35 protein-coding genes and 1 tRNA gene are annotated in these 26,875 nt (G+C 68.8%); 18 read left to right on the forward strand and 18 right to left on the reverse strand.

Annotated elements, in window-relative coordinates; translation table 11 throughout:
• Window positions 1-18: 18 nt before the first annotated feature.
• Entirely contained in the window at window positions 19-504 is a 486-nt protein-coding gene (locus tag NO998_RS04140) for an Lrp/AsnC family transcriptional regulator (protein ID WP_267645783.1), read from the reverse strand.
• Between the two features lie 193 nt (window positions 505-697).
• Between NO998_RS04140 and NO998_RS04145 the strand changes: the two genes are divergently transcribed.
• Together NO998_RS04145 and NO998_RS04150 are read left to right on the forward strand one after the other, a co-directional pair.
• Window positions 698-1,633: a DMT family transporter gene (locus NO998_RS04145; RefSeq protein ID WP_267645784.1), complete on the forward strand. Its 936-nt coding sequence runs from the start codon at window positions 698-700 to the stop codon at window positions 1,631-1,633.
• Between the two features lie 42 nt (window positions 1,634-1,675).
• A complete protein-coding gene (locus tag NO998_RS04150) occupies window positions 1,676-2,107 on the forward strand; it encodes a MaoC family dehydratase (protein ID WP_267645785.1) in 432 nt (143 codons plus the stop codon).
• A gap of 33 nt (window positions 2,108-2,140) precedes the next feature.
• On the opposite strand, the gene NO998_RS04155 is transcribed toward NO998_RS04150, so the two are convergent.
• Together NO998_RS04155 and NO998_RS04160 are read right to left on the reverse strand one after the other, a co-directional pair.
• Window positions 2,141-2,998: an RNA methyltransferase gene (locus NO998_RS04155; protein ID WP_267645786.1), complete on the reverse strand. Its 858-nt coding sequence runs from the start codon at window positions 2,996-2,998 to the stop codon at window positions 2,141-2,143.
• Entirely contained in the window at window positions 2,995-3,579 is a 585-nt protein-coding gene (locus NO998_RS04160; RefSeq protein ID WP_267645787.1) for a DUF8114 family protein, read from the reverse strand. The genes NO998_RS04155 and NO998_RS04160 overlap by 4 nt, the downstream gene beginning before the upstream one ends.
• An 89-nt stretch (window positions 3,580-3,668) precedes the next feature.
• On the opposite strand from NO998_RS04160, the gene NO998_RS04165 reads away from it, so the two are divergent.
• The 4 genes from NO998_RS04165 to NO998_RS04180 all read left to right on the forward strand — a co-directional run bounded on the left by NO998_RS04165 (window position 3,669) and on the right by NO998_RS04180 (window position 6,104).
• Window positions 3,669-4,109, forward strand: coding sequence for an acyl-CoA thioesterase (locus tag NO998_RS04165; protein WP_267645788.1), 441 nt, complete (start codon window positions 3,669-3,671; stop codon window positions 4,107-4,109).
• 40 nt (window positions 4,110-4,149) lie between these two features.
• The gene (locus NO998_RS04170; protein WP_267645789.1) at window positions 4,150-4,545 is read left to right on the forward strand and encodes an Ig-like domain-containing protein; all 396 of its coding nucleotides are present in this window, start codon (window positions 4,150-4,152) and stop codon (window positions 4,543-4,545) included.
• A gap of 83 nt (window positions 4,546-4,628) precedes the next feature.
• Window positions 4,629-5,618, forward strand: a complete 990-nt coding sequence (locus NO998_RS04175) for a mechanosensitive ion channel family protein (RefSeq protein ID WP_267645790.1) — start codon at window positions 4,629-4,631, stop codon at window positions 5,616-5,618.
• Window positions 5,619-5,660: 42 nt separating this feature from the next.
• A complete protein-coding gene (locus NO998_RS04180; protein WP_267645791.1) occupies window positions 5,661-6,104 on the forward strand; it encodes a hypothetical protein in 444 nt (147 codons plus the stop codon).
• Window positions 6,105-6,261: 157 nt separating this feature from the next.
• Here NO998_RS04180 and NO998_RS04185 read toward each other — a convergent pair.
• Window positions 6,262-6,335, reverse strand: a tRNA-Lys gene (locus NO998_RS04185).
• A 99-nt stretch (window positions 6,336-6,434) separates the two neighbouring features.
• Here NO998_RS04185 and NO998_RS04190 point away from each other — a divergent pair.
• A complete protein-coding gene (locus NO998_RS04190; protein ID WP_267645792.1) occupies window positions 6,435-7,883 on the forward strand; it encodes a DHH family phosphoesterase in 1,449 nt (482 codons plus the stop codon).
• Window positions 7,884-7,954: 71 nt separating this feature from the next.
• Window positions 7,955-8,797, forward strand: coding sequence for a DUF4097 family beta strand repeat-containing protein (locus NO998_RS04195; protein WP_267645794.1), 843 nt, complete (start codon window positions 7,955-7,957; stop codon window positions 8,795-8,797).
• 43 nt (window positions 8,798-8,840) lie between these two features.
• Here NO998_RS04195 and NO998_RS04200 read toward each other — a convergent pair whose 3' ends face one another.
• Window positions 8,841-9,131 (reverse strand): PRC-barrel domain-containing protein, encoded by a 291-nt coding sequence (locus NO998_RS04200; RefSeq protein ID WP_267645795.1) that lies wholly within the window; start codon window positions 9,129-9,131, stop codon window positions 8,841-8,843.
• A 101-nt stretch (window positions 9,132-9,232) separates the two neighbouring features.
• On the opposite strand from NO998_RS04200, the gene NO998_RS04205 reads away from it, so the two are divergent.
• On the forward strand, window positions 9,233-9,979 hold the full coding sequence (locus tag NO998_RS04205) for a proteasome assembly chaperone family protein (RefSeq protein ID WP_267645796.1): 747 nt from the start codon (window positions 9,233-9,235) through the stop codon (window positions 9,977-9,979).
• A gap of 56 nt (window positions 9,980-10,035) precedes the next feature.
• Here the strand turns inward: NO998_RS04205 and NO998_RS04210 are convergent, their stop codons facing one another.
• The gene (locus NO998_RS04210) at window positions 10,036-10,440 is read right to left on the reverse strand and encodes a hypothetical protein (protein WP_267645798.1); all 405 of its coding nucleotides are present in this window, start codon (window positions 10,438-10,440) and stop codon (window positions 10,036-10,038) included.
• 39 nt (window positions 10,441-10,479) lie between these two features.
• Window positions 10,480-11,598: a pyridoxal phosphate-dependent aminotransferase gene (locus NO998_RS04215; RefSeq protein ID WP_267645799.1), complete on the reverse strand. Its 1,119-nt coding sequence runs from the start codon at window positions 11,596-11,598 to the stop codon at window positions 10,480-10,482.
• Between the two features lie 223 nt (window positions 11,599-11,821).
• Between NO998_RS04215 and NO998_RS04220 the strand changes: the two genes are divergently transcribed.
• From NO998_RS04220 to NO998_RS04230, 3 genes are read left to right on the forward strand one after another with little or no spacing between them, the layout of a single operon-like run.
• Window positions 11,822-12,853: an ABC transporter substrate-binding protein gene (locus tag NO998_RS04220; RefSeq protein WP_267645801.1), complete on the forward strand. Its 1,032-nt coding sequence runs from the start codon at window positions 11,822-11,824 to the stop codon at window positions 12,851-12,853.
• Window positions 12,853-13,644, forward strand: coding sequence for an ABC transporter permease (locus tag NO998_RS04225; protein WP_267645803.1), 792 nt, complete (start codon window positions 12,853-12,855; stop codon window positions 13,642-13,644). Before NO998_RS04220 ends, NO998_RS04225 begins: the two co-directional genes overlap by 1 nt.
• Window positions 13,641-14,396 (forward strand): ABC transporter ATP-binding protein, encoded by a 756-nt coding sequence (locus NO998_RS04230; RefSeq protein WP_267645805.1) that lies wholly within the window; start codon window positions 13,641-13,643, stop codon window positions 14,394-14,396. The genes NO998_RS04225 and NO998_RS04230 overlap by 4 nt, the downstream gene beginning before the upstream one ends.
• Window positions 14,397-14,414: 18 nt before the next feature.
• Here the strand turns inward: NO998_RS04230 and NO998_RS04235 are convergent, their stop codons facing one another.
• Both NO998_RS04235 and NO998_RS04240 read right to left on the reverse strand, forming a co-directional pair.
• Window positions 14,415-14,858, reverse strand: a complete 444-nt coding sequence (locus NO998_RS04235) for an RDD family protein (protein WP_267645807.1) — start codon at window positions 14,856-14,858, stop codon at window positions 14,415-14,417.
• Window positions 14,859-14,889: 31 nt separating this feature from the next.
• Window positions 14,890-15,039, reverse strand: a complete 150-nt coding sequence (locus tag NO998_RS04240; protein ID WP_267645808.1) for a hypothetical protein — start codon at window positions 15,037-15,039, stop codon at window positions 14,890-14,892.
• Between the two features lie 82 nt (window positions 15,040-15,121).
• On the opposite strand from NO998_RS04240, the gene NO998_RS04245 reads away from it, so the two are divergent.
• Window positions 15,122-16,495, forward strand: coding sequence for a DEAD/DEAH box helicase (locus NO998_RS04245; protein ID WP_267645809.1), 1,374 nt, complete (start codon window positions 15,122-15,124; stop codon window positions 16,493-16,495).
• Here NO998_RS04245 and NO998_RS04250 read toward each other — a convergent pair.
• Entirely contained in the window at window positions 16,492-16,905 is a 414-nt protein-coding gene (locus tag NO998_RS04250) for a hypothetical protein (RefSeq protein ID WP_267645810.1), read from the reverse strand. The genes NO998_RS04245 and NO998_RS04250 overlap by 4 nt on opposite strands.
• A 235-nt stretch (window positions 16,906-17,140) precedes the next feature.
• Here NO998_RS04250 and NO998_RS04255 point away from each other — a divergent pair, with 235 nt between their 5' ends.
• Entirely contained in the window at window positions 17,141-18,685 is a 1,545-nt protein-coding gene (locus NO998_RS04255) for a DUF790 family protein (protein WP_267645811.1), read from the forward strand.
• Here NO998_RS04255 and NO998_RS04260 read toward each other — a convergent pair whose 3' ends face one another.
• The 3 genes from NO998_RS04260 to NO998_RS04270 are packed head-to-tail and all read right to left on the reverse strand — an operon-like array spanning window position 18,686 to window position 20,679.
• Entirely contained in the window at window positions 18,686-19,204 is a 519-nt protein-coding gene (locus tag NO998_RS04260; protein ID WP_267645813.1) for a DUF7122 family protein, read from the reverse strand. It abuts the gene before it with no gap.
• Window positions 19,201-20,139 (reverse strand): RsmB/NOP family class I SAM-dependent RNA methyltransferase, encoded by a 939-nt coding sequence (locus tag NO998_RS04265; RefSeq protein WP_267645815.1) that lies wholly within the window; start codon window positions 20,137-20,139, stop codon window positions 19,201-19,203. The genes NO998_RS04260 and NO998_RS04265 overlap by 4 nt, the downstream gene beginning before the upstream one ends.
• Before the next feature lie 48 nt (window positions 20,140-20,187).
• On the reverse strand, window positions 20,188-20,679 hold the full coding sequence (locus tag NO998_RS04270; RefSeq protein WP_267645817.1) for a hypothetical protein: 492 nt from the start codon (window positions 20,677-20,679) through the stop codon (window positions 20,188-20,190).
• A gap of 88 nt (window positions 20,680-20,767) precedes the next feature.
• Between NO998_RS04270 and NO998_RS04275 the strand changes: the two genes are divergently transcribed.
• Window positions 20,768-21,505, forward strand: a complete 738-nt coding sequence (locus tag NO998_RS04275; protein WP_267645818.1) for a proteasome assembly chaperone family protein — start codon at window positions 20,768-20,770, stop codon at window positions 21,503-21,505.
• A 9-nt stretch (window positions 21,506-21,514) separates the two neighbouring features.
• Here the strand turns inward: NO998_RS04275 and NO998_RS04280 are convergent, their stop codons facing one another.
• Both NO998_RS04280 and cdd read right to left on the reverse strand, forming a co-directional pair.
• Window positions 21,515-22,093, reverse strand: coding sequence for a GNAT family N-acetyltransferase (locus tag NO998_RS04280; protein ID WP_267645819.1), 579 nt, complete (start codon window positions 22,091-22,093; stop codon window positions 21,515-21,517).
• Window positions 22,094-22,139: 46 nt separating this feature from the next.
• Window positions 22,140-22,568, reverse strand: a complete 429-nt coding sequence (gene cdd / locus NO998_RS04285) for a cytidine deaminase (RefSeq protein WP_267645820.1) — start codon at window positions 22,566-22,568, stop codon at window positions 22,140-22,142.
• Between the two features lie 255 nt (window positions 22,569-22,823).
• On the opposite strand from cdd, the gene NO998_RS04290 reads away from it, so the two are divergent.
• Window positions 22,824-23,051, forward strand: a complete 228-nt coding sequence (locus tag NO998_RS04290) for a UPF0058 family protein (protein WP_267645822.1) — start codon at window positions 22,824-22,826, stop codon at window positions 23,049-23,051.
• 50 nt (window positions 23,052-23,101) lie between these two features.
• Here NO998_RS04290 and NO998_RS04295 read toward each other — a convergent pair whose 3' ends face one another.
• Window positions 23,102-23,542: a DUF555 domain-containing protein gene (locus tag NO998_RS04295; RefSeq protein WP_267645823.1), complete on the reverse strand. Its 441-nt coding sequence runs from the start codon at window positions 23,540-23,542 to the stop codon at window positions 23,102-23,104.
• Between the two features lie 81 nt (window positions 23,543-23,623).
• Here NO998_RS04295 and NO998_RS04300 point away from each other — a divergent pair, with 81 nt between their 5' ends.
• Complete coding sequence (locus tag NO998_RS04300) at window positions 23,624-24,076, forward strand: bifunctional nuclease family protein (RefSeq protein WP_267645825.1); 453 nt, start codon at window positions 23,624-23,626, stop codon at window positions 24,074-24,076.
• On the opposite strand, the gene NO998_RS04305 is transcribed toward NO998_RS04300, so the two are convergent.
• Window positions 24,077-25,099, reverse strand: a complete 1,023-nt coding sequence (locus NO998_RS04305; protein WP_267645826.1) for a succinylglutamate desuccinylase/aspartoacylase family protein — start codon at window positions 25,097-25,099, stop codon at window positions 24,077-24,079.
• 123 nt (window positions 25,100-25,222) lie between these two features.
• On the opposite strand from NO998_RS04305, the gene NO998_RS04310 reads away from it, so the two are divergent.
• Window positions 25,223-25,705 carry an acyl-CoA thioesterase gene (locus NO998_RS04310; protein WP_267645828.1) on the forward strand — a complete coding sequence of 161 codons (483 nt, stop codon included), beginning with the start codon at window positions 25,223-25,225 and terminating at the stop codon, window positions 25,703-25,705.
• Window positions 25,706-25,731: 26 nt separating this feature from the next.
• Here the strand turns inward: NO998_RS04310 and NO998_RS04315 are convergent, their stop codons facing one another.
• Window positions 25,732-26,784 (reverse strand): S1C family serine protease, encoded by a 1,053-nt coding sequence (locus tag NO998_RS04315; RefSeq protein WP_267645830.1) that lies wholly within the window; start codon window positions 26,782-26,784, stop codon window positions 25,732-25,734.
• Window positions 26,785-26,875 lie beyond the last annotated feature (91 nt).

Here is a 26,875-nt window from a genome sequence, read left to right on the forward strand (position 1 = left end):
GGTTCCACTGCGGTCGGACTACTCTTCTGCCAGCATCTCGACCAGCGTCTCCAACGAGTAGCTCTCCAGCGGTCGCTGGCCGTCACGCAGCGACTTGATGACGAACGTCGAGTCGGTGCGGTCGACCGACTCGATGTCCTCGAAGGCCCGGATCAAGCGCTCCACGTCGTCGCTGTCGGGGAGCCGGGCGACGACGACGAAGTCCGTCTCGCCCATCGTGAAGTACGCCTCCGTCACGCCCTCGACGGCGAGCAGGCGTTCGCTGAGCGCCTCGTGGGAGCCGCTGTAGTCCGCGAGCACCTCGACGACGACGGTGACGCCGAGGCCAAGCGCGTCGAGGTTCAGGTCGTAGAGGTCGTTCTCGATCACGCCGTCGTCCCGGAGGTTGTTCAACCGGTAGTGGATCGTCGAGACGGGGATGCCCGTCTCCTCGTTCAGTCGCTCGGGGCTGCCGGTGCCCAGGTCGGAGATGGCCTTGAGCAGGCGCACGTCGCGCTCGTCCATGACCCTCCTGTCGACCCCCGGAACCAAAGGGATTGCGCATACCTTGGCTTTCTCACTAACTGAATCGAAGTTTCCAGAATCAAAATCGAAAAACGACGGAACCGAGGGAGACAAGCATAAGTATCGATCTCGATTCGGTACAAACACGAAAATGAGTGCGATTCGCTGGAGTCGCGGCCAACTTCTGGCCGCTGTGTTGTTCGTTTCCCTCGCATGGATCTGGGGCGGCGCGTTCGTCGCCATCGAGATGGGGCTGGGGTCGGTGCCGCCGCTGTGGTTCGCCGGCCTCCGCTACCTCCTCGCGGGTGCAGTGATTTCTGCGGTCGCCGCCGCGACTGGTCGCTTCCGTCCGAACGGCCGTGACGAGTGGCTCGCGGTCGGCGTCATCGCCACGTTCGTCGTCGCCGGCTACCACGGCCTGCTCTATCTGGGGACGACCCTGATCCCGGGGTCGATCTCGTCGGTGATCGTCAGCCTCTCGCCGGTGCTGACCACCGTCGCCGCCGGCCTGTTGTTAGCCGAGGAGTCGCCGGACCTCGTCGACGGCCTCGGTCTCCTGTTCGGCGTCGGCGGCGTCGTCGTCATCGCCAACCCCGGCGGGGCATCGGTCCCCCTCGCTGGCGTCGGGCTGGTGTTCGTCGGCGTCGCGCTGTTCGCCACCGGTTCGGTCGGGCTCCGCGCGCTCGACTCGGACCTGCCCCCGGCGGCGCTGCAGGGTTGGGCGATGCTGGTCGGTTCGACGGTACTCGTCGTCGGCGCCATCGCCCGGGGAGAGGCGTTCCCCACGGGTGTCGCCAGCGGCGAGTCGGCGCTGCCGTTCGTCTACCTCGTGCTCGGCGCCGGCGTCATCGGCTACCTCGCCTACTTCGAACTGCTCTCGCGGGTCGGCCCGGTCCGTGTGAACCTCGTCGCCTACCTCGAACCGGTGACGGCGGCGATGGGCGCGTGGGCGGTGCTCGGCCGCGCGCCGACGGCGACCACCGGCGCGGGGTTCCTACTCGTCTTCTGTGGGTTCGCCCTGGCGACGGCCGACGACCCGCTCGCGCGGCTCCGCCCCGACACCAGCGACGACGTGATCCGCAGCGACCTCTCCGAGGGCGGGAACGTCGAAGTCCACTACGCGGACTGACAGCGCCGGAACAGCCAACACGACGCCGGGTGAACGGCGGCTGTGACCACCTACTTCGAAGACGTCTCCGTCGGCGACACCGACGAGTTCGGCACCTACGAGGTGACCGAAGCGGAGATCCTGGAGTTCGCCGGGCAGTACGACCCGCAACCGTTCCACACCGATCCGGAAGCCGCCGCTGAGACGATTTACGGCGGCGTCATCGCCTCCGGCTGGCACACCTGCGCGATGACGATGCGACTGCTCGTCGACGGCCACTTCGCCGACAGCGCGGCGATGGGCGCACGAGGCGTCGAGGAACTGCGGTTCCCACGACCGGTTCGCCCGGGCGACTCGCTCTCGGTCCGGACGGAAGTGCTCGAGAAATCGGTCGACAGTGCGGACCGCGGGACCGTCCGGGTTCGCTCGGAGACGGTGACCGACGACGAGGTGGTGCTCTCGATGACCAGCGAAGTGATGTACGCTCGACGGTAGTTTCGAACGCGGGGCCGGCGCCGTCGGTCGGACTCAGCGCCGCAGTTCGTCTTCCTCGTCGAGTTCGTCGAGGAGCTTTCGTCGCTCGTCCAGTTGGTCGGTCGCGCGCCGCAGAACGCCGAGCAGCGTCGTGACCTCCCGATCGGTCGGGTTCGCCCGACCCACCAGCCGGCGGAGCATCCGCTCGGTCTTCTCGTGTTTGTGCTCGCGGTGGCCCATCGACTGCAGGAACTCGTCCCAGTAGTCGTGGAGCCGCTCGACCTCTTCGGGGTCGGCACGGTGGGCGTCGATGTCCGGTAGCTGGGTCTCGCCGTTTTCGAGCGTGAGCGTTCGGAGTTCGTACAGCGTCACCGTCGCCGCCTGCCCGAGGTTCATCACGGGGTAGTCGGGGTCGGCGGGGATCGAGGCGACCTGATCGAGCTGTTCGAGTTCCTCGTTCGAGAGCCCCTTGTCCTCGCGGCCGAACACGAGCGCGACGGGCGCATCCACACCGCGGAGTTGGTCGACGAGACTCTCCGGCGTCGCGTAGGGGAACCGGACGTGCTTGCGGCTGTCCTCGCCGGTGATGGCGGTGAAGCCGACGGTGTGGTAGTTCGCACAGACCTCCTCGAAGCTGACCTCCTCGGCCTCGGGAAGCACGTCCTGCCGGGCGTGGCCGGCGAAGCCGTAGGCCTCGCCGTCGGGCTCGATTTCGGGTGGATCGACCAACAGCAGGTCCGAGAGGCCGAAGTTCTTCATCGCGCGAGCGATGGTGCCGACGTTGCCCGGCGTCTGGGGTTCGACAATACAGACCGAGATGTCGGGCGCGACGCCGGCGGCGTCGGCCGCCGCATTCTTGGACCCGTCGCCGCTCGCGCCGTTCGTCGCCGGGTCGGTGTGCTCGTCGCTCATCCGCTCGGGTACTCGGTGTCGAGGTCGAGCCCCTCCATGTCGAGGTCCTCCTCCTCCCCGGCGTCGCCGTCGACCTGGTCGGGGTCGCGCAGGTCGTAGCGTTTCTCCTCGTACTCCGCGGCCTCCTCGAGGCGGCGCTGTGCCTCCTCGGGGGTCGGGAGGTTCGGCAGGCTTTCGGGTGACTCCTCGATGTGCTCGTCCGGGCCGTACCCCTCGGGTGCGCGGTTGCCCGCGGCGAACCACTCGTGGAAGCTGTCGCGGAACTCCTCCTCGCCCGTGAGGTCGCTGCCGCCGGTCTCGCGGAACCAGTAGAGGAAGTCGCTCTCGTGGGACTCACACAGCAGCACTTCGTCCCCGGGTTCGCCGTAGACGATGGCTGCGGCTTTCGCCCGCTTGCGGTACTCCTCGCCGTGCTCGAGGTAGCAGGCGTCACAGGGCTGGTCGAGCAACATCCCGAGTCGCAGGATGCGGTTCCGGGTGTCGTCGCTCATCTCGTCGAGGGGGGCCCACTCCCCGTCGTCGGTGAATACCTCCTCCTCGTCGAACCGCCAGCCACGAAGGCCGACGCTCACTTTCGCCATTACCGGTGATTCCCGCCACGCGGGCAAAAAGGGCGCGCTCCCGGCCGGTCAGCGCACACTCTCTTTGCGGTCGGCCGCGATGGGGGCCCATGCCGGACCTGCTCGATACGTACATCGAGAACCGCGAACCCGTCCAGCCCACCGACGCCAACAGCTACGGCACCGCCCACGGCGGGAACGTCACCAAGTGGATGGACGAGGTCGGCGCGCTCTCGGCGACCCGTTTCGCCGGCGAGAGCTGTGTCACCGCCTCCATCGCACGGATGGACTTCGAGCGACCGATCCCCGTCGGCGAGACGGCGGTGATCCGGGGGTACGTCTACGACGCCGGCGAGACGAGCGTCGACGTGCGTCTGGAGGCGTTCCGCGAGAAGCCCCGCACGGGCGAGCGTGAGAAGACCACGGAGTCGTACTTCGTCTTCGTCGCCGTCGACGAGGCGGGTGATCCCCAGCCGGTGCCCGACCTCACCACCGAAACCGAGCGGGCGTCGATGCTCCAGCGGAAGGCCCGCGACGGCCGAACCGACTGAGGGGGGAAAGCATACACCGCTGCCCCGCGAGTCGCCGACGATGCCCTCCACCCGCCGCACGGTTCTCGCCGGGATCGCCACGACGAGCGTACTCGCCGTCGCCGGGTGCACCGGCGACGCCGATTCCCCGTCGACGCCCGACCCGATCGATCTGACGCTGAACAACCACACCGACGAGCAACACGAGGCCGACGTGCTGATCGACCTCCGTGACGAGGCGTTGTTCGATCGAACGATCACTCTCTCCCCCGGCGGCGTGATCGACGAGTACGTCGAGAGCCCCCCGGAGCCGGGCGAGGCGACGCTCTCGGTCGCGCTCGACGGCGGCGCCCCCGAGGAATGGTCGATCAGACTCGGGCCGTCGACGGGGCTGGCGGACATCGAGATCACCGTCCAGGAGGACGGCTCGGTTTCGGTCGGGGCCAGCCGGGAGTGACCGCTCGTCCCTGACCGGTCGGTGCCGGTCGGCCACAAACCACGTCGTACCTTTATCGGAATCGCTTGCGGTGTTGGAGGAGAATGTCACAGATTTCGACATGGGTCGACCCGTCGACGTTCGACGGGCTGGTGGAGTTCCTCCCGACGCTGCTGGGGGCGGTCGCGATTCTGGTGGTCGGGCTGGTGGTGGGACGGATCGTCGGCGGAATCGTCACGCGGCTGGCCCGGCGGGTCGGTCTCGGGCACTACGCTGGTGGCACCGCCGTCGAGGGCGTCGAACGGAACGACGGCATCGCCCGTGGGCTGGGGCGCGTCGTCGCCTACTACGTCTACCTCGTCGCGCTGCTCGCGGCGGCGGACGTGCTGGGGATCAACGAACTGACCTCGCTGCTCTCGGACTTGGGGAGCTACACGCCGGTCGTGCTAGGTGCGCTGGCGGTGCTGATCGTCGGGTTCGTCGCCGGCCGTATCGTCGGCGACATGGTCGCCGGCGTGGTGAGTGATTTCGGCGTCGGGCGCTACCTCCGGGAGACGCCCTTCGCCGCGGTCGGCGACGAGTACCCGTTCAGCTACCTCGTCGGGACGCTCGTCACCTACTACGTCTACCTGCTGACGCTGCTCGCGGCCGCGGACATCCTCGACATCGGCGCGCTGTCGACGCTGCTCAACGAGTTCGCGAGCTACTTGCCGGCGCTGACGGCGGGTTTGCTCGTCCTGCTCGTCGGCGTCTGGCTCGCCGAGCGCGCTGCGGAGGTCACCGAGAACACCGGCGACGGGCAGGCGACGCACGTCGCCGGCCTTGCGGTGAAGCTACTCGTCTACTACCTCACGATCACCGTCACGCTGGCGACCGTCGGCGTGGACGTGTCGGTCCTGACGAACCTCCTCTCGACGGTCGTCGTCGTCTTCTCGGGCGCGCTGGGGCTCTCGCTGGCGATCGCGTTCGGCCTCGCGTTCGGCCTCGGCGGCCGGGACTTCGTCGCCGAGAACATCGACGACTGGGCTGCCTCGATCGGCGACGTGGTCGCCGACGGCGACGGCAACGACGAGGACGGCTTCCAGTTCGACTGAGCCGACGGTAGCTATATCGGCTGTTTCTCCCTATCGACGCCTGTGCCGATCGACTCCCTCCACCTCCTCCCGCGGGACCAACGTGAGTGGCTCCTCCCCGTCGGGTTCGTCGGGCTGATCCTCCTCACCTACCTCCTCGGTCTCGTCGTCGGGACCGTCACGAACGGCGAGCCGACGCTCCCGCGGGTCGTCTACCGACCGATCCTCTTCCCGGGGCTGTTCACGCTCGCCCCCATCGGCGTCGGCGCGGCGAACACCTACCGAGGAGCCAGTCTCGCGAGTACGCTGGCCGCCGGCGTCGCCCCCGGAGTCGCGTTCTTCCTACTCGCCCGTGGGTCGCTCCTGCTGGGTGTCAGCGACGGCGGCGACGCCCCGGCGTGGGGGCTGGCGGTCCTGTTCGGCGGTGTCGGCGTCGCCGGCGCGCTCGCGGGCGTACTGCTCGTCGTTTTCGGCTGGGCGATACAGCAGTGGCTGGGGGACTCGTGATCGGACTGCAGAAGGGGGCCGGAAGGGATTGTGACCTACCGGAACTTCGCTCCCGTTGGTCGCTCGTTCCGTCGTTCAAATCCCTGCATATCCCGTTCTCGCGAAACGCCGTGACGCGGCGTCGACGCGCCGCTCGACGGTTTGTTTCGCGCAGAAGCGGGCCGGAAGGGATTTGAACCCTCGACCGACGGATTAAGAGTCCGTCGCTCTCCCTAACTGAGCTACCGGCCCTCATAACCACATCCCGGCGGCGGGATAAAGAGGGTTTCCTTTTCGACCCGGACCGAACGGTGGACCTTAAGTGTCGTCCGCCGGAACCCGAGCGTACACATGAGCACCGGGGTCAGTATCTCCTCGATGTCGTCGTACGCCATCCTCGGCTGCGGGAGCGTCGGCCACGCCGTCGCCGAGTCGCTCGACGCCGAGGGGAAGAACGTCCTCATCCTCGACAAGGACGAGGACCGCGTCGAGGCGCTGCGCGATCAGGACCTCAACGCGGTCGTGCAGGACATCGCCGGCCCCGGCGTCGTCGACGCCGTCGCCGACCGGGACGTGGTGCTGATCCTCGCCTCGGACGTCGAAGCCAACAAGGCCGCCGTCGAGGCGATCCGCGAGCGTGACGAGGACCAGTTCCTCGTCGTCCGCGCCTCCGACCCCGTGAGCGGCGACGAACTCCGCGAACTCGGTGCCGACGTGGTCATCAACCCCTCCGAGGTCATCGCCGACTCCGCGCTCCGGACGCTGGAGTCCGGCGAGATGGAGTACAAGGCGGGCCAACTCGCGGAGATCCTCCGCAACGCCGACGAGAGCCTCGCCATCCTGACCCACCACAACCCCGACCCCGACTCCATCGCCAGCGCGGTCGCGCTTCGGGCCATCGCCGAGAGCTACGACCTGGACGCCGACATCCTCTACGACGGCGACATCGGCCATCAGGAGAACCGCGCGTTCGTCAACCTGCTCGGGATCGAACTCACCGACCGCGAGGACGCGCCGCCGCTGGAGTCCTACGGCGCCCTCGCGCTGGTCGACCACATGAAGAGCGGCGAACTCGAGATCGACGCCGCCATCGACGTGTTCATCGACCACTACGAACCCGACGAGGAGCTCGACGCCTCGTTCGTCGACGTGCGTCCCAACGTCTCCTCCACGTCGACGATCCTGACGAAGTACATGCAGGAGTTCGACATCTCCCCGAGCGAGGAGGTGGCGACCGCGCTGCTCTACGGCATCCGCGCCGAGACCCTCGACTTCAAACGCGACACGACGCCGGCCGACCTCACCGCCGCGGCGTACCTCTACCCGTTCGCGGACCACGAGACCCTCGAACAGGTCGAGTCGCCGTCGATGTCCCCCGAGACCCTCGACGTGCTCGCCGAGGCGATCCAGAACCGCGAGGTACAGGGGAGCCACCTCGTCTCCAACGCGGGGTTCATCCGCGACCGCGACGCGCTGACCCAAGCGGCCTCCCACCTGCTCAACCTCGAGGGGATCACCACCACGGCCGTCTTCGGTATCGCCGAGGACACCATCTACCTCTCGGCGCGTTCGAAGGACATTCGGCTCAACATCGGCAAGGTGTTGCAGGACGCCTTCGGCGACATCGGCGAGGCTGCGGGCCACTCCACGCAGGCCAGCGTCGAGATCCCGCTGGGCGTCTTCGGCGGCATCGAGACCACCGAGGAGAACCGCGACACGCTGCTCACCCTTGCCGAGGAGGCGGTCCGGCGAAAGCTCTTCCGCGCGATGGGCGTCGAGGGCGAGAGCAACGGCTCGTAACCCCACCCCCCGTGCTGTGAGCTATCCCGGCTCCGACAACAGCTATCTCCTGGCGTAGCGACCTCTCAGATATGCAGACTACCCGTCGCGCAGCCCTCGGGTTCGGTATCGCTGCTCTGAGCTCGCTCGCCGGCTGTCTCGGCGCGCCACTCGACTCCTTCAGCGAAGCCAGCGAGTCGATCGACCGGGGGTTCACCCCCGCGGACGTCGACACCGTCACGGTCGTCAACGGCGTCGGCGACGTGACGGTCCGAGCCGAGGAGACCGACGCCGTTCGCGCCCGGGTGGAGAAGCGGGTCCGCGGTGACCGTGGCGCCCTCGACGACGTGCGGGTCCGTATCGACCTGAGTGACGGCGAACTCACCGTCGAGACGAGCAGCGATCGGTCCCCGGCACTCAGGCTCCGGAGCCCCACGACGACGGTCACGATCACCGTTCCCGACGACGACAGCGCCCCCGATATCGCCGGGGTGGTGACGCAGGTCGGCGATGTCTCGTTGTCCGGGACGCGGGGGAACACGCGGGTCCAGACGGAGGTCGGCGACGTCTCGGCGACGGCGGTCGAGGGCTACCTCACGCTCGAAACCGAGGTCGGCACGGTCACCGCAAGCGACTGTACCGGGCTCGACGCGGCCACCTCGGAGGTCGGCGACGTGAAGGTGGACCTCCTCGCGCTCAGAGGGGATGTCGAGGTGGGAACCGACGTGGGTGACGTGGTCGTCGGCGTCGCCGACGATCTGGACCTCGACGTGCTCGCCGAGTCCGACGGGGGCGTCGATTCGGACCTCGAACTCGACGACAGCACGGTCTCGAACGGTCGGGTGAGCGGGCGCCTGAACGCGGGCGGCCACCGACTCCACGCCTACACCGACGTGGGCGACGTGTCGCTCCACGTGCTCGATGGGGGCGCCTGAACGGGTGGAGCGCCGACAGAAGGGTTCGTGATCGAGCGCGGGCCTACGCCAGCGTCTCCTCGGCTTCTTCGGGGCCGCGGAGTCGCTCGATGATGTCGTTGATCAGGATCACGTCGCCGACCGCACGGACCCACCGGTAGGGGACCATGACGCCCTTGCCGGCCTCGATGTTGCCTTGGAACAGCTCGTTGTTGAGATCCGCCAGCGCGAGCCCCGTCACCTGCTGGGCCCCGAGATCGAGGCGTACATCCTCGACTTCGCCGACGAAGACCCCGTTGTTGGAGTAGACCTCACGGCCCACGAGCGCGGTGATCTCTTGGGAATCGACGTTCATACCCCAGCCGACGACCCCGCGAACAATAATACTTCGTTGTCCCACCGGTCCGATCCGGGGGCTGCCACAACGCACTTCCACTGTCCGGCCGACCGTTCGGTATGGTCGATATCCACGTCACCGACGACTCGGTTGACCCGACGGGGGCGACGCTGATCGAGGGGATGCCGGGCGTCGGACTGGTCGGCAAGATCGCGACCGACCACATCATCGACACCGAGGAGATGACCGAGTTCGCGACCGTCCGCGGCGAGGGGATCCCGCCGGTGACGGTGTTCGACGACGGCGAGCGCGGGGTGAACTCCCCGATCCGGCTCTACATCGACGACACCGAGGGGGTGATCGCCCTCCGCAGCGACGTGCCGGTGGACGTGGTCAACGCCCCGCTGTTCGCGGAGCGACTCACCGAGTGGGTGGTCGAACACGACATCCTCCCCGTCTACCTCGGGGGGCTGGCGGCTGATCGGGGCGCCGACGAGGTCCCGAGTGTCGAGGGGATCGGGGTCGGCGACGGGCAGGACCGCCTCGACGAGGCGGCGGTCGCCCCGCCCGACGACGGCGGGATGATCTCGGGCCCCTGTGGCGCACTCCTCTCGGAGGCCGCCGACGCGGGCGTCGACGCCGTCGGCCTCATGGTCGACACCGACCCGCGGTTCCCGGACCCGCAGGGAGCACACGCGCTCATCAAGCAGGGGATCAACCCCGTCGCCGGCACCGACGTGCCGACCGAGCGACTGGTGGACGAGGCCGAGGAGATCATGGAACAGCGCAAGGAGTTGGCAAAGCGAATGCAACAGGCCGACCGGAACGAGGCCACGCAGGTCTCCCGTACCGGGATGTTCCAGTAGTCAGGGCGGCTACTTCTGTCGACGCCGTCGCCGGCGGCCGTGCTGGCTCGCCCCGGTTACGAACCCGCGAGCGACACGCCGCCGCTCGCGAGATCCCGGGCGAGTCGCCCCAGCCACCCGACGAGCGCGCCGACGGCGAGCGCCAGCGGGAAGACGACGAAGAGGCCGGCGATGGCTTGCGGGCCGCCGGTGATCCAGAGTGCCTGCATCGGTGAGTCGAGCCCCTGGAACGCCACGTACCGAGCGATACCGACCCCAACCATCGTCAGCGGTACAGCCACGCCTGCCGCGACCGCGCCTTCGACCGCGCCGTCGTAGCTATCGGGGGTGCTCACGACGCCGGCGAGGAACGCCCCGAGCAGCGCCGATAGGGTCGCTGCTGTCGGAAGCCCGGACAGCACGACAGCCGCTGCGATCACGGAAGCGACAACGGACCCGAGGAGGGTAGCACGTCGGTCCATGAACAGGTCATTTATCCGACCTCTCAAAAACGGTTACGGTTACTGCACTGCCTCGTAGGCCTCCTCCATGATCGCCAGCGCCTCCTTCAGTTCCTCGGTGCCCGTCGCGTAGGAGATGCGGGCGTACCCCTCGCCGGCGTCGCCGAACGCCTCCCCGGGGACGACGACGACGCCGCGGGCGATACACTCGTCGACGAACCCTTCGGGCACTTCCGGCATGACGTAGAACGCGCCCTCCGGTTCGGGCACGTCGAGGCCGATCTCCCGGAGACCGTCGACGACGAGGTCGCGCCGCCGTTCGAAGCTCTCAGCCATCTCCCCGACCACGTCCTGTGGCCCGCTCAGGGCCTCGGCGGCGGCGTACTGCGCCGGCGCCGACGCGCAGGCCTGCACGTACTGGTGGACCCGGAGCATGCGCTCGATGCGGTCGGGTGTTGCCGCGACCCAGCCAAGCCGCCAGCCGGTCATCGAGTAGGTCTTCGAGCAGGAGTCGACGACGACGGTCTGCTCGGGGGCGAACTCGGCGGGCGAGCGGTGTTCGCCGTCGAAGACGATCCGGCCGTACACTTCATCGGAGATACAGACCAGATCGTGCGCCTCGGCGATGCGGGCGAACGCCTCCACGTCTTCCGTCGGTGAGACGGCGCCGGTAGGGTTCCCGGGGCTGTTGACGACGAACGCCGCGGTGTCCTCGGTGACCGCGGCCTCGATAGCTTCGGGGTCGATGGTGAGGTCGTCCCGGACTGGCACGGGCACCGGCTCGGCACCGGTCAGTTTCGTCAGCGCGTCGTAGGCGACGAAGCCGGGGTCGGGGATGATGACCTCGTCGCCGGGGCCGACGTGGGCCTCCAGGGCGATGTGCAGGGCCTCGCTCCCGCCTGCGGTGGCGATCACCTGTTCGGGGTCGTACTCGAGGCCGAGGTCGCGTTCGTGTTTGGCGACGATCCCCTCGCGGAGTTCGGGGATCCCCTTGTTGCCGGTGTAGGCGTCGGTCTTCCCCGCCTCGATGGCGTCGACGGCCGCCGACCGCGCGTTGTCGGGCGTGGGGAAGTCGGGCTGACCGATCCCGAGGTTGATGGCGTCCTCACCGGCGGCTTCGAACACTTCCCTGATCCCGGAGATGGCGATGCGCTCCACGCGGTCGGCGAACTGGGGCATACCCGGAGGTTGGCCGGAACCGCGTTAATGGTTCGCTCTCCGGCGGCCGAAGTTCCCGGCAGTTCTTGCAGCTTCCCCGGACGGCCTGCCGTGGCGTCGACCCGAGACAACGACGCCGTCACCGCTGTTGCCGGCGTCTGCCGGCCGAACCGGGCGTCATCGACCGAACGAGGTTCTCTCCGGCGACGAGTCGTGGTTAAGTGGCGGAGCGTAACCGTGCACAATGAGTGAGCAGAGACGTGTCTCGCGGCGTGACGCGCTGAAGGCGACGGGTGCGACGGCGACGTTCGGGCTGGCCGGCTGCCTCGGCGGCGGCGGTTCGGAGGCGCTGAACGTGGCGTACATGCCGATCTACCCCGACATGCAGTACTTCGTGATGGAGGAGGAGGGCTACTTCGGCGAGATCGATGCGACCGTCGAGGGGACGGAGTTCTCGAGCGGGCCGGACATCGTGAAGGCCTACGCCTCCGGTGACATCGACGTGGCGATGTTCGGCATCGTCCCGGCGATGATCGTCATCGACCGCGGGATCGCCGCGCAGGTCGTCGCCGCCAACATCCAGGAGCCGATGGGGATCATCGGCCACGAGGAGTTCACGGCGATGTGGGACCCCGAGAACCCCGCGGACTCCTTCGCCCAGTGGGCCGACGAGAAGGGTCGGCCCTTCGAGTTCGGCACCTTCCCGCAGGGCTCGGTGCCGGACATCCTGCTTCGCTACTGGCTCTCCGACGAACTGGGGATCGATCCGGCCGCCAACGAGAACGTCGAGATCACCGGGCTCGGCGGCGCCAGCGCGACGTTCCAGGGGCTCGCCAACGGCGAGGTCGACGGCACGTCGATCATGGAGCCGGTGCCGACGAAGATCCAGAACGCTGGCCTCCCCTACGAGTTCGTCGCCACCTCGGGTGAGTTCATGCCCGGTCAGCCAGCGGCGGTGACGCTGATGACCGACGAGGTCCGGAACTCGGACACGGGCAGCCAGTTCGTCCAGCAGCACCAGCGCGCGACGGAGTTCGTCAACGACAACCGCGAGACGGCCGCCGAACACGCCAGCACCGTCATCGGCGAGTCCTCGCTCGCCCCCGAGACCGCGAAACAGGCGATGGACTCCCCGCTCTCGAACTTCATTACCGACCCGCACGCCATCGAGGGCGGCACCGAGGCGTTCGCTCAGTACGCCGCCGATCTCGGTAAGACCGACGCCGAACTCACGACCGAGGAGATATTCGACTACTCGCTCTACGACGGGCTCTGATGAGCGGGGGCCTCGAAACCGATCTGGGGACCGAGTTCGGCGGCGGCGAGTACGACCTGCACCGCCTCGGGCTCGGCGCCGCCGGCGTCGTCGCGTTCGTCCTCGTCTGGGAGATCGCGTCGTGGTTCAACCCCGCGTACGTGCTCCCCTCGCCCCGGGCCGTCGCCGACGTGTTCGTCGTCGAACTCCGTTCGGGCGCGATGCTGACCGCGCTCATGGCCAGCGTCACCCACTGGCTCCCCGGCACCGTCGTCGGCACGACGCTGGGAATCGCACTGGGCGTGACGATGGCCTACAGCGACCTCGCCGACGACCTCGCGACGCCGATCGTCCGGGTCCTCCGGCCGGTGCCGCCGCTGGCGCTGATCGGGTTCGCCATCGCGTGGATCGGGCTGAACCACGCCGGCGCGGCGTTCATCATCGCCGCCGGCGCGTTCTGGATCAACTACTACGCGGCCTACGGCGGCGTCGACGGCGTCTCGGCGGAGTTCCTCGACGTGGCCCGCTCGCTCGGCGTCGACACCGACCTCGGACTGATCCGGAAGGTCGTGCTCCCCTCGGCGCTCCCCGAAATCCTCACCGGGATCCGGACCGGGATCGGGCGGTGCTGGATGCTCATCATCGCCGCCGAACTGATGGGCGTGCCCGGCCTCGGCCGGGAGCTCTACACCGCCTCCCAGAACCTCTCTGTCGACGCCGTGCTCGCGTACATCCTGGTGATGAGTCTGGTCTATCTCGTGCTCGACACGGCTGTGGGTCTCGTTCAGAACCGGGTGTTGGCGTGGCAATGAGCGGTGAAAACCGCGTCGTCGTCGACGGCGTCTCGAAGGTCTACGACGACGGCGGCGACGGTGGCGTCCGCGCGCTGGACGGCGTGGACTTCGGCGTCGAGGACGGCGAGTTCGTCTGCATCGTCGGCCCGTCGGGCTGTGGGAAGACGACGCTGTTCCGGATCATCGGCGGGCTGGAGCCGGCGACGGTCGGCGAGGTCAGGCTCTCCGGCGACCCCGTGATCGAGCCGTCGCCCGACCTCGGGATCGTCTTCCAGGAGTACCACCTGTTCCCGTGGCGGAGCGTCCGCGGGAACGTCGCGTTCGGGCTGGAGCAGCAGGGCGTCGACGCCGACTCACGTGAGCAACGGGTCGCCGAGATGCTCGACCTCGTCGGGCTCGAAGGGTTCGCCGAGAGCTACCCGAAGGGACTCTCCGGCGGCATGAAGCAGCGAGTCGGGATCGCTCGCGCGCTCGCCGTCGACCCCGAGATCCTGCTGATGGACGAGCCCTTCGGCAGCGTCGACGCCCAGACCCGGTCGATGCTGCACGCGGAACTGCTGTCTATCTGGCGCGAGACCGGGAAGACGGTGCTGTTCGTCACCCACGACGTCGACGAGGCGGTGACGCTCGCCGATCGGATCGTCGTGATGGAACCCAGCCCGGGACAGGTGCAGGAGGTCGTCGACGTGGGCCTCGGCCGGCCCCGAGAGCGAACCGACGAGGCGTTCGCGGAGAAAGTCGAATACGTCCGCGGGCTGATCAGCGAGTAGTCGGGTGGGTCCCGTTTTTCACTGTCCGGTGTCCCGGATGACGTACGTGTCGGACGCCTTGTCGAAGAGCCGCTGATTGTCGTCGTTCACCGCGATTGTGGCCATACCGACCAGCCACGTCGGCCAGCCGCCGAACAGCGCTGGGATGTTCCGCCCGAACGCTTGTCCGTAGTGAATCTCGCGCCCGTCCCGACTGACGACGCGAACGTTCATCGCCATCTTCCCGAGGGTCTTGCCGTAGCGTCCCTCCAACAGCGTTCCGTAGCCGAGCGCGACGCCGACGAACGTGACGACGCCGAGGAACTCGGCTTCGGCAGGATCGGTGACGGGTAGGAGGCCCACGAGGGTGACGATGACGGCGACCATCAGGAAGAACATCGCCACGAGGTCGATCAGTTGGGCGACGATCCGCGCGCCGAGCACGTTCACGTCGCCGGGGTACGAACCGGACCGGGAGGGCATGGGTAGCCCACCGGCCCACGACGCGAAAAGACTACTCCTCGATTTCGTCCCGCAGCGTCTCGATGCGGGTTTCCAGCTGTGAGAGCGCCACGTCGGCGTTCATGTAGCCCTGATCGTACTCGCTATACACCTTGTCGGCGGCGTCGAGGAACGCCGAGACGGCGTCGCTGTCGTCGCTCATGGCTCTCGATACCGGCCCCGTCGTGGTAAGCCGTTCGGCACGACCCCGAAATCCACAAGCGCCGGGGCGGTCAAGCCGGGGTATGACGCTCACGCTCCGCTTCGAGGACGGGACGGTTCGGGCCGTGAGCAGCGGCGAGGGCGACGACGCGGCGTCAACGCTCGGCGAACTCGACGACGAACACGACTACCTCCACGGCGACGACCGCAGCGGCGGCTACCGGACGCCGGCGTACCGCTACAGCGACCTCAAGGACGCCCTCGACGAGCGGGGTGTCGACTATGTGGATCAGGTACTCGACACCGAACGGCTCGATCTCTCGACGCGCTATCAACTCAGAGAGTACCAGCAGGAGGCCCTCGATGCGTGGCGCGACGCCGGCGACCGCGGCGTGGTGGAACTCCCGACCGGCGCGGGGAAGACGGTGCTCGCCATCGCCGCGATGGCGGCGCTCGGCGTGCCGACGCTGGTGGTCGTGCCGACCGTCGACCTGCTCGATCAGTGGCGCCGCGAACTGGAAGCCGAGTTCGACGTACCGATCGGGCAGTTCGGCGGCGGCGAACAGCGACGGGAGCCGATCACCGTCTCAACGTACGACTCGGCGTACCTGAAAGCCCACGACGTGGGCGGGTCGTTCGGCTTCGTCGTCTTCGACGAGGTCCACCACCTCGGCGGCGAGGGCTACCGCGAGATCGCGCGGCTGCTCGCGGCGCCCGCGCGGCTGGGCCTGACGGCGACGTTCGAGCGCCCCGACGGCGCTCACGAGCAGATCGTCGACCTCGTCGGCCCGCGGGTGTACGCGCTCGACGCGGACGACCTCGCCGGCGAACACCTCGCCGACTACGAGATCCGGCGGATCGAAGTCGATCTGACCGCGGCGGAGCGCGAGGCCTACGACGAGGCTCAGGGCACGTTCGTCGACTACCTCAAGCGCTCGGGCATCTCGATGAACCGCGGGAGCGACTATCAGGAGTTGGTGAAACGCTCCGGCCGCGATCCGCAGGCTCGTGCGGCGCTGTTGGCCAAGCAGCGCGCCCGGCGGATCGTCCGCGAAGCGGACCGGAAGGTCGCGGAGTTGGGAACGCTGCTGGACCGCCACCGCGAGGATCGGGTGATCGTCTTCACCGCGAGCACGGACTTGGTCTACCGGCTCTCCGAGCGCTACCTCTTGCCGGCGATCACCAACGAGACCGGCGCGCCCGAGCGTCGAGAGATCCTCGATCGCTTCCGCTCGGGGGAGTACTCGCGGGTCGTGACCGCGAACGTCCTCGACGAGGGCGTCGACGTGCCGGACGCGAACGTCGCCGTCCTGCTCGCCGGGTCGGGGAGCGAGCGGGAGTTCACCCAGCGGCTGGGACGGATCCTGCGTCCCAACGCCGACGGCTCGCAGGCGCTGCTCTACGAGGTGGTGAGCGAGGAGACCGCCGAGGAGCGTGTCGCCGAGCGCCGCCGCTAGATCTCGCCCTCCCAGCCGTAGGAGAGGCTCCCCTGCCCGGCCCACTCCTCGTAGGGCACGTCGAAGACGAGTTCGAACTCGGCCTCGGCGTCGCCGTCGAGTGAGACCTCCCGGCGGGCCTCGTACTCGGTCTCGCCCGAGTCGGCGTTCACGGTCGCACGACCGACGAGCACGTCGCTCCGGGTGGCCCCGACGGTGTTCTCGACGGTGATCACGAACACGAGCGAGCCGTCGTCTCCCTCTCGTGGGACCGCGTCGACGATCCGGAGGTCCCGGCCGCCGCCACCGCCGCCGGCGGGTTCGCCGCCCTCCGGCGTCGTCGGGGGGTTTCGGGGGCCGGAGCCGTCGCTGGGCCCTACACAGCCAGCGAGCGCGACCGCGGCCAACGGAAGGAACTGTCGTCGCTGCACGGTGGCCACTGTGCGGGGTGGACAATCAGCGTTCCCCTTACCGACGCCTCGCTGGCGGCCAGCGACGGTTATGCGAACAGGCGGCGCGCGTCGCTCCGCGGGGGGTGCGCCACACGCCCGTCTCGGCCGCCCCGCGGCGTCGGTCAGCGAATCACGGGGAGTGGTCCCGCCATCGTACTTGAGTTCTCGGGCCCCGCTCCGGCGGCGTTTTACCGGCCCCCCGCCAACGCCGGGTGTGCTGCGGAAGGAACACCTCCGGGTGTCGCGGGCCGGCGGCGGCTACCACCCACAGTTCACCGACGAGGGCGACCGCGCGCTGGCGGCGAGCCTGCTGGGGACGTTTCAGGGCCACGTCGGCGAGCGTCGGGCGACGCTCCGGGAGGCACTCGACGACGCCGAACGCGGGGCCGACTCGTTCAAACTGGTCCGCGGGCTGGCGGCGCTGTTGGAGCGCGAAGCGACGTTCGAGACCCGGGCGGCGGTGCCACCGCAGCGGACCCGGCGGGTCGTCTTCGAGAGTGCCGAGTCCGTCGGCGTCGCGAGCGAGGACGAGCGCACGGAGGCGCTCTCGCTCGCCGCCGATCGCCTCGGCGTCGACGCCGACACAGTCGAGCGGTCACTCTACGCCGACCGCGACGAGAACCAACTCCTCGCGGCGTTCGAGCCGCGCTGGAGCCCCGAAACGCTGTTGGAGCAGTACGACCTTTCGCTGGCCCAGACCGCGCTGTTCGACGCCACCGAGGTCCGCGTCCGCTCCTCGGAGCCGGCCGACCTCGTGAGCGCCGTGAAGCGGTTGGGGCTGATGTACGAGGTCCGGCATACCGACGACGGCCGGGAACTGGTCGTTACCGGGCCGGACTCGCTGTTCCGGGCGACCCGGCGCTACGGCACCTCGTTCGCGCGGCTGCTGCGCTCGGTGGCCAAGACCGACGACTGGCGGCTCTCGGCGACCATCGACGACCGCGGGCGCGAGCGGACGATGACGCTCACCGACGCCGACGTGTCCGTGCCGGGCGTCGAACCGATCTCGGAGCCGACCTACGACTCCGCGGTCGAGTCGGAGTTCGCGGCGGCCTTCGCGAGCCTCGACACCGACTGGGAGCTCGTCCGCGAGCCCGAACCTTTGGAGACCGGCACCCGCGTGATGATTCCGGACTTCGCGTTCGACTACGCACCGGCCGGCGCCGACGTGGGCACCGTGGCCGAGCGTTTCCGCGTCTACTTCGAGATCATGGGGTTCTGGACGCCCGAGTACGTCGAGAAGAAGCTCTCGCAGTTGGAGACTGTCGAGGACGTGGAACTCCTCGTCGCCGTTGACGAGTCCCTGGCCGCGAGCGAGGCGATCGAGGCTCGGGACCACCGCGCGATCCCCTACGCCGGCTCGGTGCGCGTGAAGGACGTACTCGACGCGCTGCGGGCGTTCGAGGCCGGCCTCGTCGCCGACGCGGCCGCCGACCTCCCCGACCAGATCGTCCCCGAGGCCGACGCGATCGGGCTGGAGGAACTGGCCGCCGAGTACGGCGTAAGCGTCGACGCCGTCGAGGGCAAGTCGTTCCCCGAACACCGCCTCGTCGGGCGAACGCTCGTCCGACCCACGGTTCTCGATGCGGCCGGCGAGGGAATCGAGGCCGGCATGTCCCTCGCCGACGCCGAGGAGCGACTGGCCGAGCACGGTATCACCGACGCCTCCGCGGCGCTCTCGGCGCTCGGCTATCGGGTCGAGTGGGAGGGGCTCAGCGGCGGGACCGTTCGGGAGAAGGCGGAGTCGACGGCGGAGTAGTCAGTCCAGCACGGCCAGGTCTTCCTGATACCCCTTGGGAACCCGCGAGCGGAGTTCGCCGTGGAGGTAGAGCCCCACCCCAATCGGCTCGCGCTCGCCGGCGAGCTCGTGGGCGGCGATCAGGTAGCCCCAGTCGCCGTCCCAGCGGTCGAGCTGCTGGTCGTGGCCGGCGGCGAACGCCGACGCCTCACCGGGTTCGAGTTCGATCACGTTCTTCGTCGCGTCGCGGGCGAAGCGCTTGACGCCGGTTGTGGTGGGTTTCCAGTGCTCCTGTCGGGTCCGGAGGACGGTCATCCCCAGCCCCTCGACGCGGATCGGCGACGGGAGGTCGGCGCTGAACGCCCAGATCTTCCCCGATCCCTTCTCCCAGAAGGTGACGTCCTCGAACGTCTCGGGGTCGACGCCGAAGCGCTCTTCCCACCAGTCGACGACCTCCTCGCGGGAGGCCCGTCCCTCGACCTCGCGGTCGGCGGGCGTCGCCGGCAGTCGATCGAAACGCTGGCCGTCGTTCTCGCTCATGCTTCCACCTCCTCGTCGCCGGCGTCGGCGCCACCGACGCGCAGTTTGGCGACGAAGAATCCACCCGTGTCGTTCTGGTGGGGGTAGACCCGATGGGCCTTCGTCAGTGACTCGTCGAACTGCTGGTCCTCCCACTCGGTGACGCCGGGCGCGGTTTCGAGCGGGGCGTCCCACTCCATCATCTCGGCGTCGGTCGTTTCGAGGGCGTGGTCGACGACGGCCTCGTTCTCCTCGGGGGCGAACGTGCATGTCGAGTAGACCACCTCGCCGCCGGGGCGGGTCAACGAGATGGCGCGACTGAGGATCCCCTTCTGGACGCCGACGAGCCCCTCGACGTGGTTCATCGTCCACTTCTCCAGCACGTCGGGGTTCTTCCGGCAGGTCCCCTCACACGAGCAGGGAACGTCCGCGACCGCCCCGTCGAGGGCGTCGATACCGATCTGGTCGAGCGAGAAGTTCCGGGCGTCCTTGTTGGTGACAACGAGGTTGCTTACGCCGAGCCGTTCGGCGTTGTGTCGCAGCGCCGAGAGCCGGCCGAGGTTGTTGTCGTTGCCGATCAGTACGCCCGAGTCATCCATCAGGTCCGCGAGGTGGCAGGTCTTGCTCCCGGGGGCCGCACAGGCGTCCCAGACCCGGTCGCCCGGGTTGGGGTCGAGTGCGAGCGCGGGGAGCGCGGAAACCTCCTCCTGTCCGTGAAGCCAGCCGTGGACGTATGGCCACGAGGTACCGGGCGAGCCCTCGGGTAGACGCAGTAGGCGGTCGTTCCACTCCACGCGCTCGTACTCGACGCCCTCCTCGTCGAGGGCGCGGCGGGCACGCTCGGGCGTGACCCGCTGTTCGTTGACCCGGACGACGGAGGGGAGCGGCCGGTCGCAGGCGTCGCGGAACGCCTCGGCGTCGTCGACGAGGCGCTCGTAGCGGTCGAGGGGGTTCATACCCGGAATGGCCGCCCGCGGCGTTTGTCGGTTTCGGAGCGGCGCGGCTCAGTCCCCCCCCCCGAGGAGCGGCTCTCCGAGGGCGAGACGGACCAGCGCCGTCGCCGCCCCGAGGACGACGGTGACGGCGATGCCGACGGCCGTCCCGACGGCCGCCCCCAGCCACGAGAACGCGTACGTGCCGGAGACGAGTCGGGGGAGCGAGTCGGGGAGTATCCACCCGAGCACCGTCAGCAGCACCACCGCGACGGCGAACGCCGCGGTCAGCACCGCGGCTCGGACCGCCGCGGGACGGTCAGCGAGCGGGCCGAACCGGAACCGGCCGGTGCCGGGCGGGAGCGCGTAGCCGGACTGGAGGAGCAGCGCGCCGCCAGCGTGGTCGAGAAGGACGAACGCCACCGCGAACCCCACGGGGACGCCGTCTGTATCCGGTGGCGGTTCCGGGATCGTCGCACCGACGTAGACGCCCCAACAGAGCACGACGGTCCCGGACAGGAGGAGGGCGCCCCGGACGAGACCGAGGTAGCGTTTCAGGGACACGCCACCCCGGTTGGTCGAACGGGGTATATGCTTTCGGTGGACGGGGGCGCCCCCCGCTCTTTAGGCGATCCCTTGCGACGGGACGGGCATGGCACGAATACGGGTCGTCGACGAGGGGGTCGATCTCCACAACCCCACGCTCGTCGAGGGGTTCCCGGGGGCGGGGCTAGTGGGGAAGATCGTCGCCGACCACATGGTCGACGCGATGGACCTGACACACTACGCCAACGTCCACTCCGACAGCTTCGATCAGGTCGCGGTGTACGACCGCGGTACCCCGGAACTCGCCAGTCCCGTCAGGCTGTACGCCGACGACCGTGGCGAGGTGCTGGTCCTGCAGAGCGATATCCCCGTCGAGGCCGACGCCGCCGAGGAGTTCGCTGCGGCGTTCGCGCCGTGGCTGGAGGACAACGCGACGCCGGTGTTCATCGCCGGCCTCCCGACCAAGCAGCGCTCCTCGACGCCGGAGCTGTTCGGCGTCGGCTCCGGGGCGGGCGTCGATACCGTCGGCGACGCCGGGCTCGCACGACCTCCCGAGCGCGGCGTCGTCTCCGGACCCGCCGGCTCGTTGTTGGGCCACGCCGTCGAGAACGGGCTGGACGCCGTCGGCCTCATCGTCGAGTGCGACCCGCGCTTCCCGGACCCCGTGGCGGCGAAGACGCTGCTCGAACGCGGCATCGAACCGATCATCGGCCGCGACGTGTCCGTGGGGATGCTCGAGTCCCAGGCCGAGAAGATCCAGCAGGCGAAAGAACGACTCGCCCGCCGGATGCAGGACGGCGGCGACGCCAGTTCGGAGGCGACGCCGCTGCGGATGTTCCAGTAGTAGGTCGGATCAGCTCCCGGTGTCGTACTTGTAGGTCGCCTCCTCGGCGTCGATACCGAAGTCCTCGGCGGACTCCTCGGGTTCGTCCGGTTCGTCGGCGCCCTTCTCGGCCCGTTTGAAGCGTTCACGTAGCTCCGCGGGCATCTCGAACCCGGCGGTGTCGATGGCGACGACGACCACGTCCTCGCCGACAGTCTCGCGTTTCTGTTCGAGGCGGCGCTCGATCACCGGCGGTACCTCTTCGGGGTCGTCGAAGCCGAACTGCCGGAGGTAGTCGTCGCTGTCGGTGATCGAGTACACCGTCTCGAACCCCTCGTCGGCGGCGAGGTCGATCAGGCGCTCGATGACGTGGGCGCCGACGCCCTGCCCTCGCCAGCCGTCGACGACGCCGATCCCGGTCAGTTCACAGCGTTCGCCCTCGTCGGTCTTGTGGATCCGGTAGCGGCCGAAGCCCGCCCGGTCGTTCGAGCGTTCGTCGACCGCGATCACGTAGTCGCGCGAGCGGAAGGCGACGCTGTCGAGCCCCATCTCCTCGATCCGGTCGAGCAACCACGCCTCGTCCCGGTTTCGTGCGTCGCGGACGTACATGATCCGGTGTAGGGACCGGGTGGGGAAATGACTGTCGCGCGGAGGGTCACTCCCGGTCGGCGTCGGGGTCGATACCGAGCATCCCCGGCGTGATCGTGTCGGGGATGAGTTCGCCCAGCGTGTACTCGACGTACTCGCCGTCGCCGGTGTCACAGTAGACGGGCACGTCCTCGTCGCCGAACTCCGCGAGAGTCTGGCGGCACATCCCACAGGGGGTCAGCCCCTCGCTCTCCGTCGAGGTGACGGCGACCGCGGCGATAGCGCGGTGGCCCGCCCGGACCGCGCTTCCCACCGCGACCTCCTCGGCGTGGAGGGCGTTGCTGTAGTTGGCGTTCTCGATGTTACAGCCCGTGAACACCTCGCCGTCGGCGGTCAGCACCGCGGCACCGACAGGGTACTCGGAGTAGGGAACGTACGCGGCGTCGAGGGCCTCGCCGGCGCGCTCGATCAGCGCCTGCGGGTCGGGGTTCTCCATACCGACAGAACCCGGCCGTCCGACTTGAAACGACTGGAACCGGCCGGTCCCACGGCGGCCCGTGCGGGTCAACCCGCAGGAGGGCGGCGTCCCGTCCGTCGGCGGGCGCTGAAGAGCGCTCGGTGGCCCCAAGTGTTATGTCGGCGGATGGGTCTATTCCGTCGATTTCGGGAGGAATGAACTCTCTGACGGCCGGCCGTGTTAACATGGCTCAAAGTAATCCTATAACCCTCCGGCCGGTACAACGCGATGGGTATGAAGAAGCAGGAACTCATCCACCTTCACGGCCTTCTCTCCGAGGTACGAGCCGAGTACGAGGAGTCCGAGGAGACACTCGACCTCGAGGGGTACGAGGCGTACGGCGTCCAGCCGACGTCCATCCACCGCTCGAAGACCGACCACAAGCACGCGGTCTTCGAACTGGTCAACGGTCTGACCGAATCGCTCTCCGAACAGGAGACAGTCACTCCTACAGCCGACTGAGTCGCGGCCGGCCGTCCTCCACGACCACTACGCTCCGAGTGGCGACGCCGTCACTCGGTGTTGCGCTCGACCATCTCCTCGAACTCGGGCAAGAGCGAGCCGTCGCTGTCCGACTCGGGGTCGCTCGTCTCGGCCGTCTCCTCGTCGGCCGGTTCGTCCTCGACGGGACCGACCGAGACCCGTTCGAGCGAGATTCCGTCCAGCCGGCTACCGATCTCCGATCGGGCGATCCGGATCGCGTGTTCGTCGCTGGCCACGTCGTAGACGACCATCTCCAGTTCCAGCGCGACCAGCGCCTCGCCGGCCGCGACCGTCGCCGGCGGGATATCGTCGCCACGGGGTGACCGACGACGCCGCGGCTCGATGTTCACGTACGAGAGGTCGGGGTTGAGCGACTTCCCGACCTTCGAGATCGCGGCGCCGACGGCCGCGTCCGGCGTCGCTACGTCGAAAACCGGCACCGCTGCCTCCAGCACGACTCGTCGGTCCATTCAGCCGAAGCTTGGTCATCGAAGGCTATCAACGTTCGGCCCCGCGACAGCTATTTGCCGTTTCGTGGGTATCGTTCCCATATGTCTCACGTCGCCGAACTCACGGGCATCGCCACGGGCGACACGCCGTCCGGAAAGGAGGTCCCCGCGGCCGTGTTGGCGGCTCGCGGGGAGTTCCTCCCGATCTTCGTCACCGACGATCAGGCCGACGCCATCCGGCGCGGCATGGCGGGTGACCCCTTCGACCGACCCCTGACCCACGACCTGTTCGTGGAGATGGTCGCGGAACTCGGCGGCGCCTTCGACCGCGTTCGCATCGACGACCTCCGGGAAGGGACGTTCTACGCCAAGATCGACGCCCAGCGCTACGAGGCCGGCGAGCCCGAACCCCTCACGTTCGACGCCCGCCCCAGCGACGCCGTCGCCATCGCCATCCGGGCCGACTGCCCCATCGAGGTGAGCGACGCCGTGCTCGACGCCGCCGGCCGCACCGCCGAGGAACTCGGCGTCGACGGCGTCGACCGCGACGAGTAGTCAGTCCGCGGCCGCCGGCACCCGCTGGGCCTCGATCCGCTCGCGGGTCTCCGGCGACAGTTCGACGAGGTGGCAGATCGGGTTCCCCGGCGAGACGACCGGGTTCTCCAACGTCCCGACCAGCAGCCCCGTGAACGGCGCGGTCATCTCCACGGACTCGGTCTTGAACGGGTTCGAGATCTCACAGACCGTCTCGCCCTCGTGGACCACGTCGCCGGGCTCGAAGCGGGCCTCGACGATCCCGCCGGCGTCGGCCCTGATCCACGTCTTCTCCGCCCAACCGTCGACGACGGTTCGCCACTCGGGCCGGGCGGGCGTCGCGTTCGGCTCGATGTCGTAGGCGCCGAAGACGCTGTGGACGCCCGCCAGCGCCTGGTCGATGAACTCCCGCTGGAAGCGGTGGGCCTCGCCCATCTCGACGGTGATCGTCGGGATTCCTCGGTCGGTCGCCTCCGTGCGGAGCATCCCCGACTGCCCCTCGCCGTCGAAGACGATGTTGGCCCCGAACGCCTCGACGAGGTCGGCGACGCCGTGGTCGGTCAGGTCAGCCCGGACGTGGAACGCGTTGGTCCGCCCGCGGGTGGAGGTGTGGAAGTCGATCCCGAAGTCACACGGTTCGACGAAGTTCCGCCACACGTCGTAGGCGATCCGTCGGGAGCTGGTGGAGTCGGGGTGCCCCGGGAACGAGCGGTTGAGGTCCCGGTCGTACACCGGGAGGTAGCGCTCCTGGGCGACGAACCCCGGGACGTTCACGACGGGGAGACAGACCACCGTGCCGGCGATGTCGGTGTGGTCCCACTCGTGGGCGACCTCCCGGACCGCGGCGACGCCGTTGAGTTCGTCGCCGTGGATCGCCGCCGAGAGGAAGCAGGTCGGCCCGTCCTCGACGCCGTTGATGATCGTGACGGGCATCCGAACCGGCTCGCCCAGATACGTCTCGCTCACGGTGTAGCGGATGTGGGCCGTCTCGCCGGGGTGAACCCGACCGCCGTCGTAGGAGAACGCGGCGGTGTCTGCGGACATACTCCTGTTTCACGGGGGAGCGCCTTATGAGTCACCGTCGGCGCGAGCGACGGGCGGCCACGTCCGCGCGCTGCCGAACCGCCGACCGGCGGCTTTGAGTGGGCACCGCGTCCACTCCCGGGTATGACCGAAACGGCGACGCTCGCGGAGTCCTACACCGAGATGACCGAACTGCTGCTGCCCAACGACACCAACAACCTCGGCCGGGCGCTCGGGGGGGCGGTGCTGCACTGGATGGACATCTGTGGCGCCATCGCGGGGATGCGCTTTGCGAACAAGCAGGTCGTGACGGCGTCGATGGACCACGTCGACTTCATCTCGCCTATCGACCTCGGCGAGGTCGCGGTGGTCCAAGCGTACGTGTTCAACACCGGCCGCACGAGCATCGACGTGAAAGTCGACGTGCGCGCCGAGGACCCACGGGAAAACGAGGAGCGAAAGACCACCGCCTCCTACTTCACCTTCGTCGCGCTCGACGACGACGGCCGGCCGACGGAAGTGCCCGACCTCGACTGTCCCAGCGACGAGGAGGAGGCGCTCAGGCGGGAGGCCGTCGACGGCCGGCGCGAACAGTTCGAGGACCTCATCGACCGGATGGAGGACTGAGGCCGACCCCGACCCGGCTCCGTCGCTCAGCGCGGGTCGGGACGGGTGCCGAGTGTCACGTCGAGCGTCCGTTCCTCGCCGTCGCGGATCACCGTCACGGAGATGGTGTCGCCCGGACTGGTCTCGAGGGCGAGGTAGGTGCCGAGTTGGCCGGTCGTGGCGATGGGCGTATCGTCGAGGGCGACGATCACGTCGCCGCCGGTCGGCTGGGGCGACCCTTCGACGATGACGGTCTCGGCCCCGCCACGCAACGTGCCGTCGGCGGGACTCCCGGCGGGCACCGCCGCGAGGTAGACCCCGCGGGCGGCCTCGAGGTCGTTCGCCTCCGCCAGCAGCGGCGTGACCGGGAGGATCCGGACGCCGAGGTAGGAGTGTTCGTACTGGCCGTTCTCGATCAGTTCCGGGATGACCCGTTCGGTCAGGGCGGCGCTGACTGCGAAGCCGATGTTCTCGCCGCCGGCCTGCGTGATCACGCCCGCCACGTCGCCGCCGAGCGTGAGCAGCGGGCCGCCGCTGTTGCCGGGGTTGACGGCGGCGTCGGTCTGGACCGCCCCGGAGATGGTGAAGTTCCGGACCGAGGATATCGTTCGGTTCTGCCCGGAGACGACGCCGGTGGTGAGCGACCCCTCCAGCCCCAGCGGCGCGCCGACGGCGGCGACGCGGGTGCCGACTGGCGGCTGTTCTGCCAGCAGCGGCAGCGGCTCCGCCTCGACCGGCGGGTCGACCGAGAGCGCCGCGAGGTCGCTGTACGGGTCGGTGCCGAGCAGTTCGGCGGTCACCCACTCCCCGTTAGCGAACTGTGCGCGGACCGTGTCCGCGAGGTCGACGACGTGGTCGTTCGTGACCAACACGTCGTCGTCGTAGAGCCAGCCCGACCCCTCGCCACGGACGCCGCCGGCGTCGTACACCCGGAGCCGGACGACGGAGGGCGAGACCGCCTCGTAGAGCCTCGCGAACGGCTGGTCCTCCGGGTTGTCGAGCCCGGCCACGCTCGGTTCCCCCTCCGGCGCCGTACAGCCCGCGAGACCGGCGAGACCGACACCCGCAGCGGCGAGAAACTGGCGTCGTGACGCGTTCATGCGTCGGCGTTCGAGAGTCGTGTGAATAAACGTCAGGGTCCCGGCCTCCGTCAGGAGGCGATGTGTTAAGCTTGTGGCGTGCTTACACGTG

The organism is Halolamina litorea (assembly GCF_026616205.1).
GTDB classification, from domain to species: Archaea; Halobacteriota; Halobacteria; order Halobacteriales; family Haloferacaceae; genus Halolamina; species Halolamina litorea.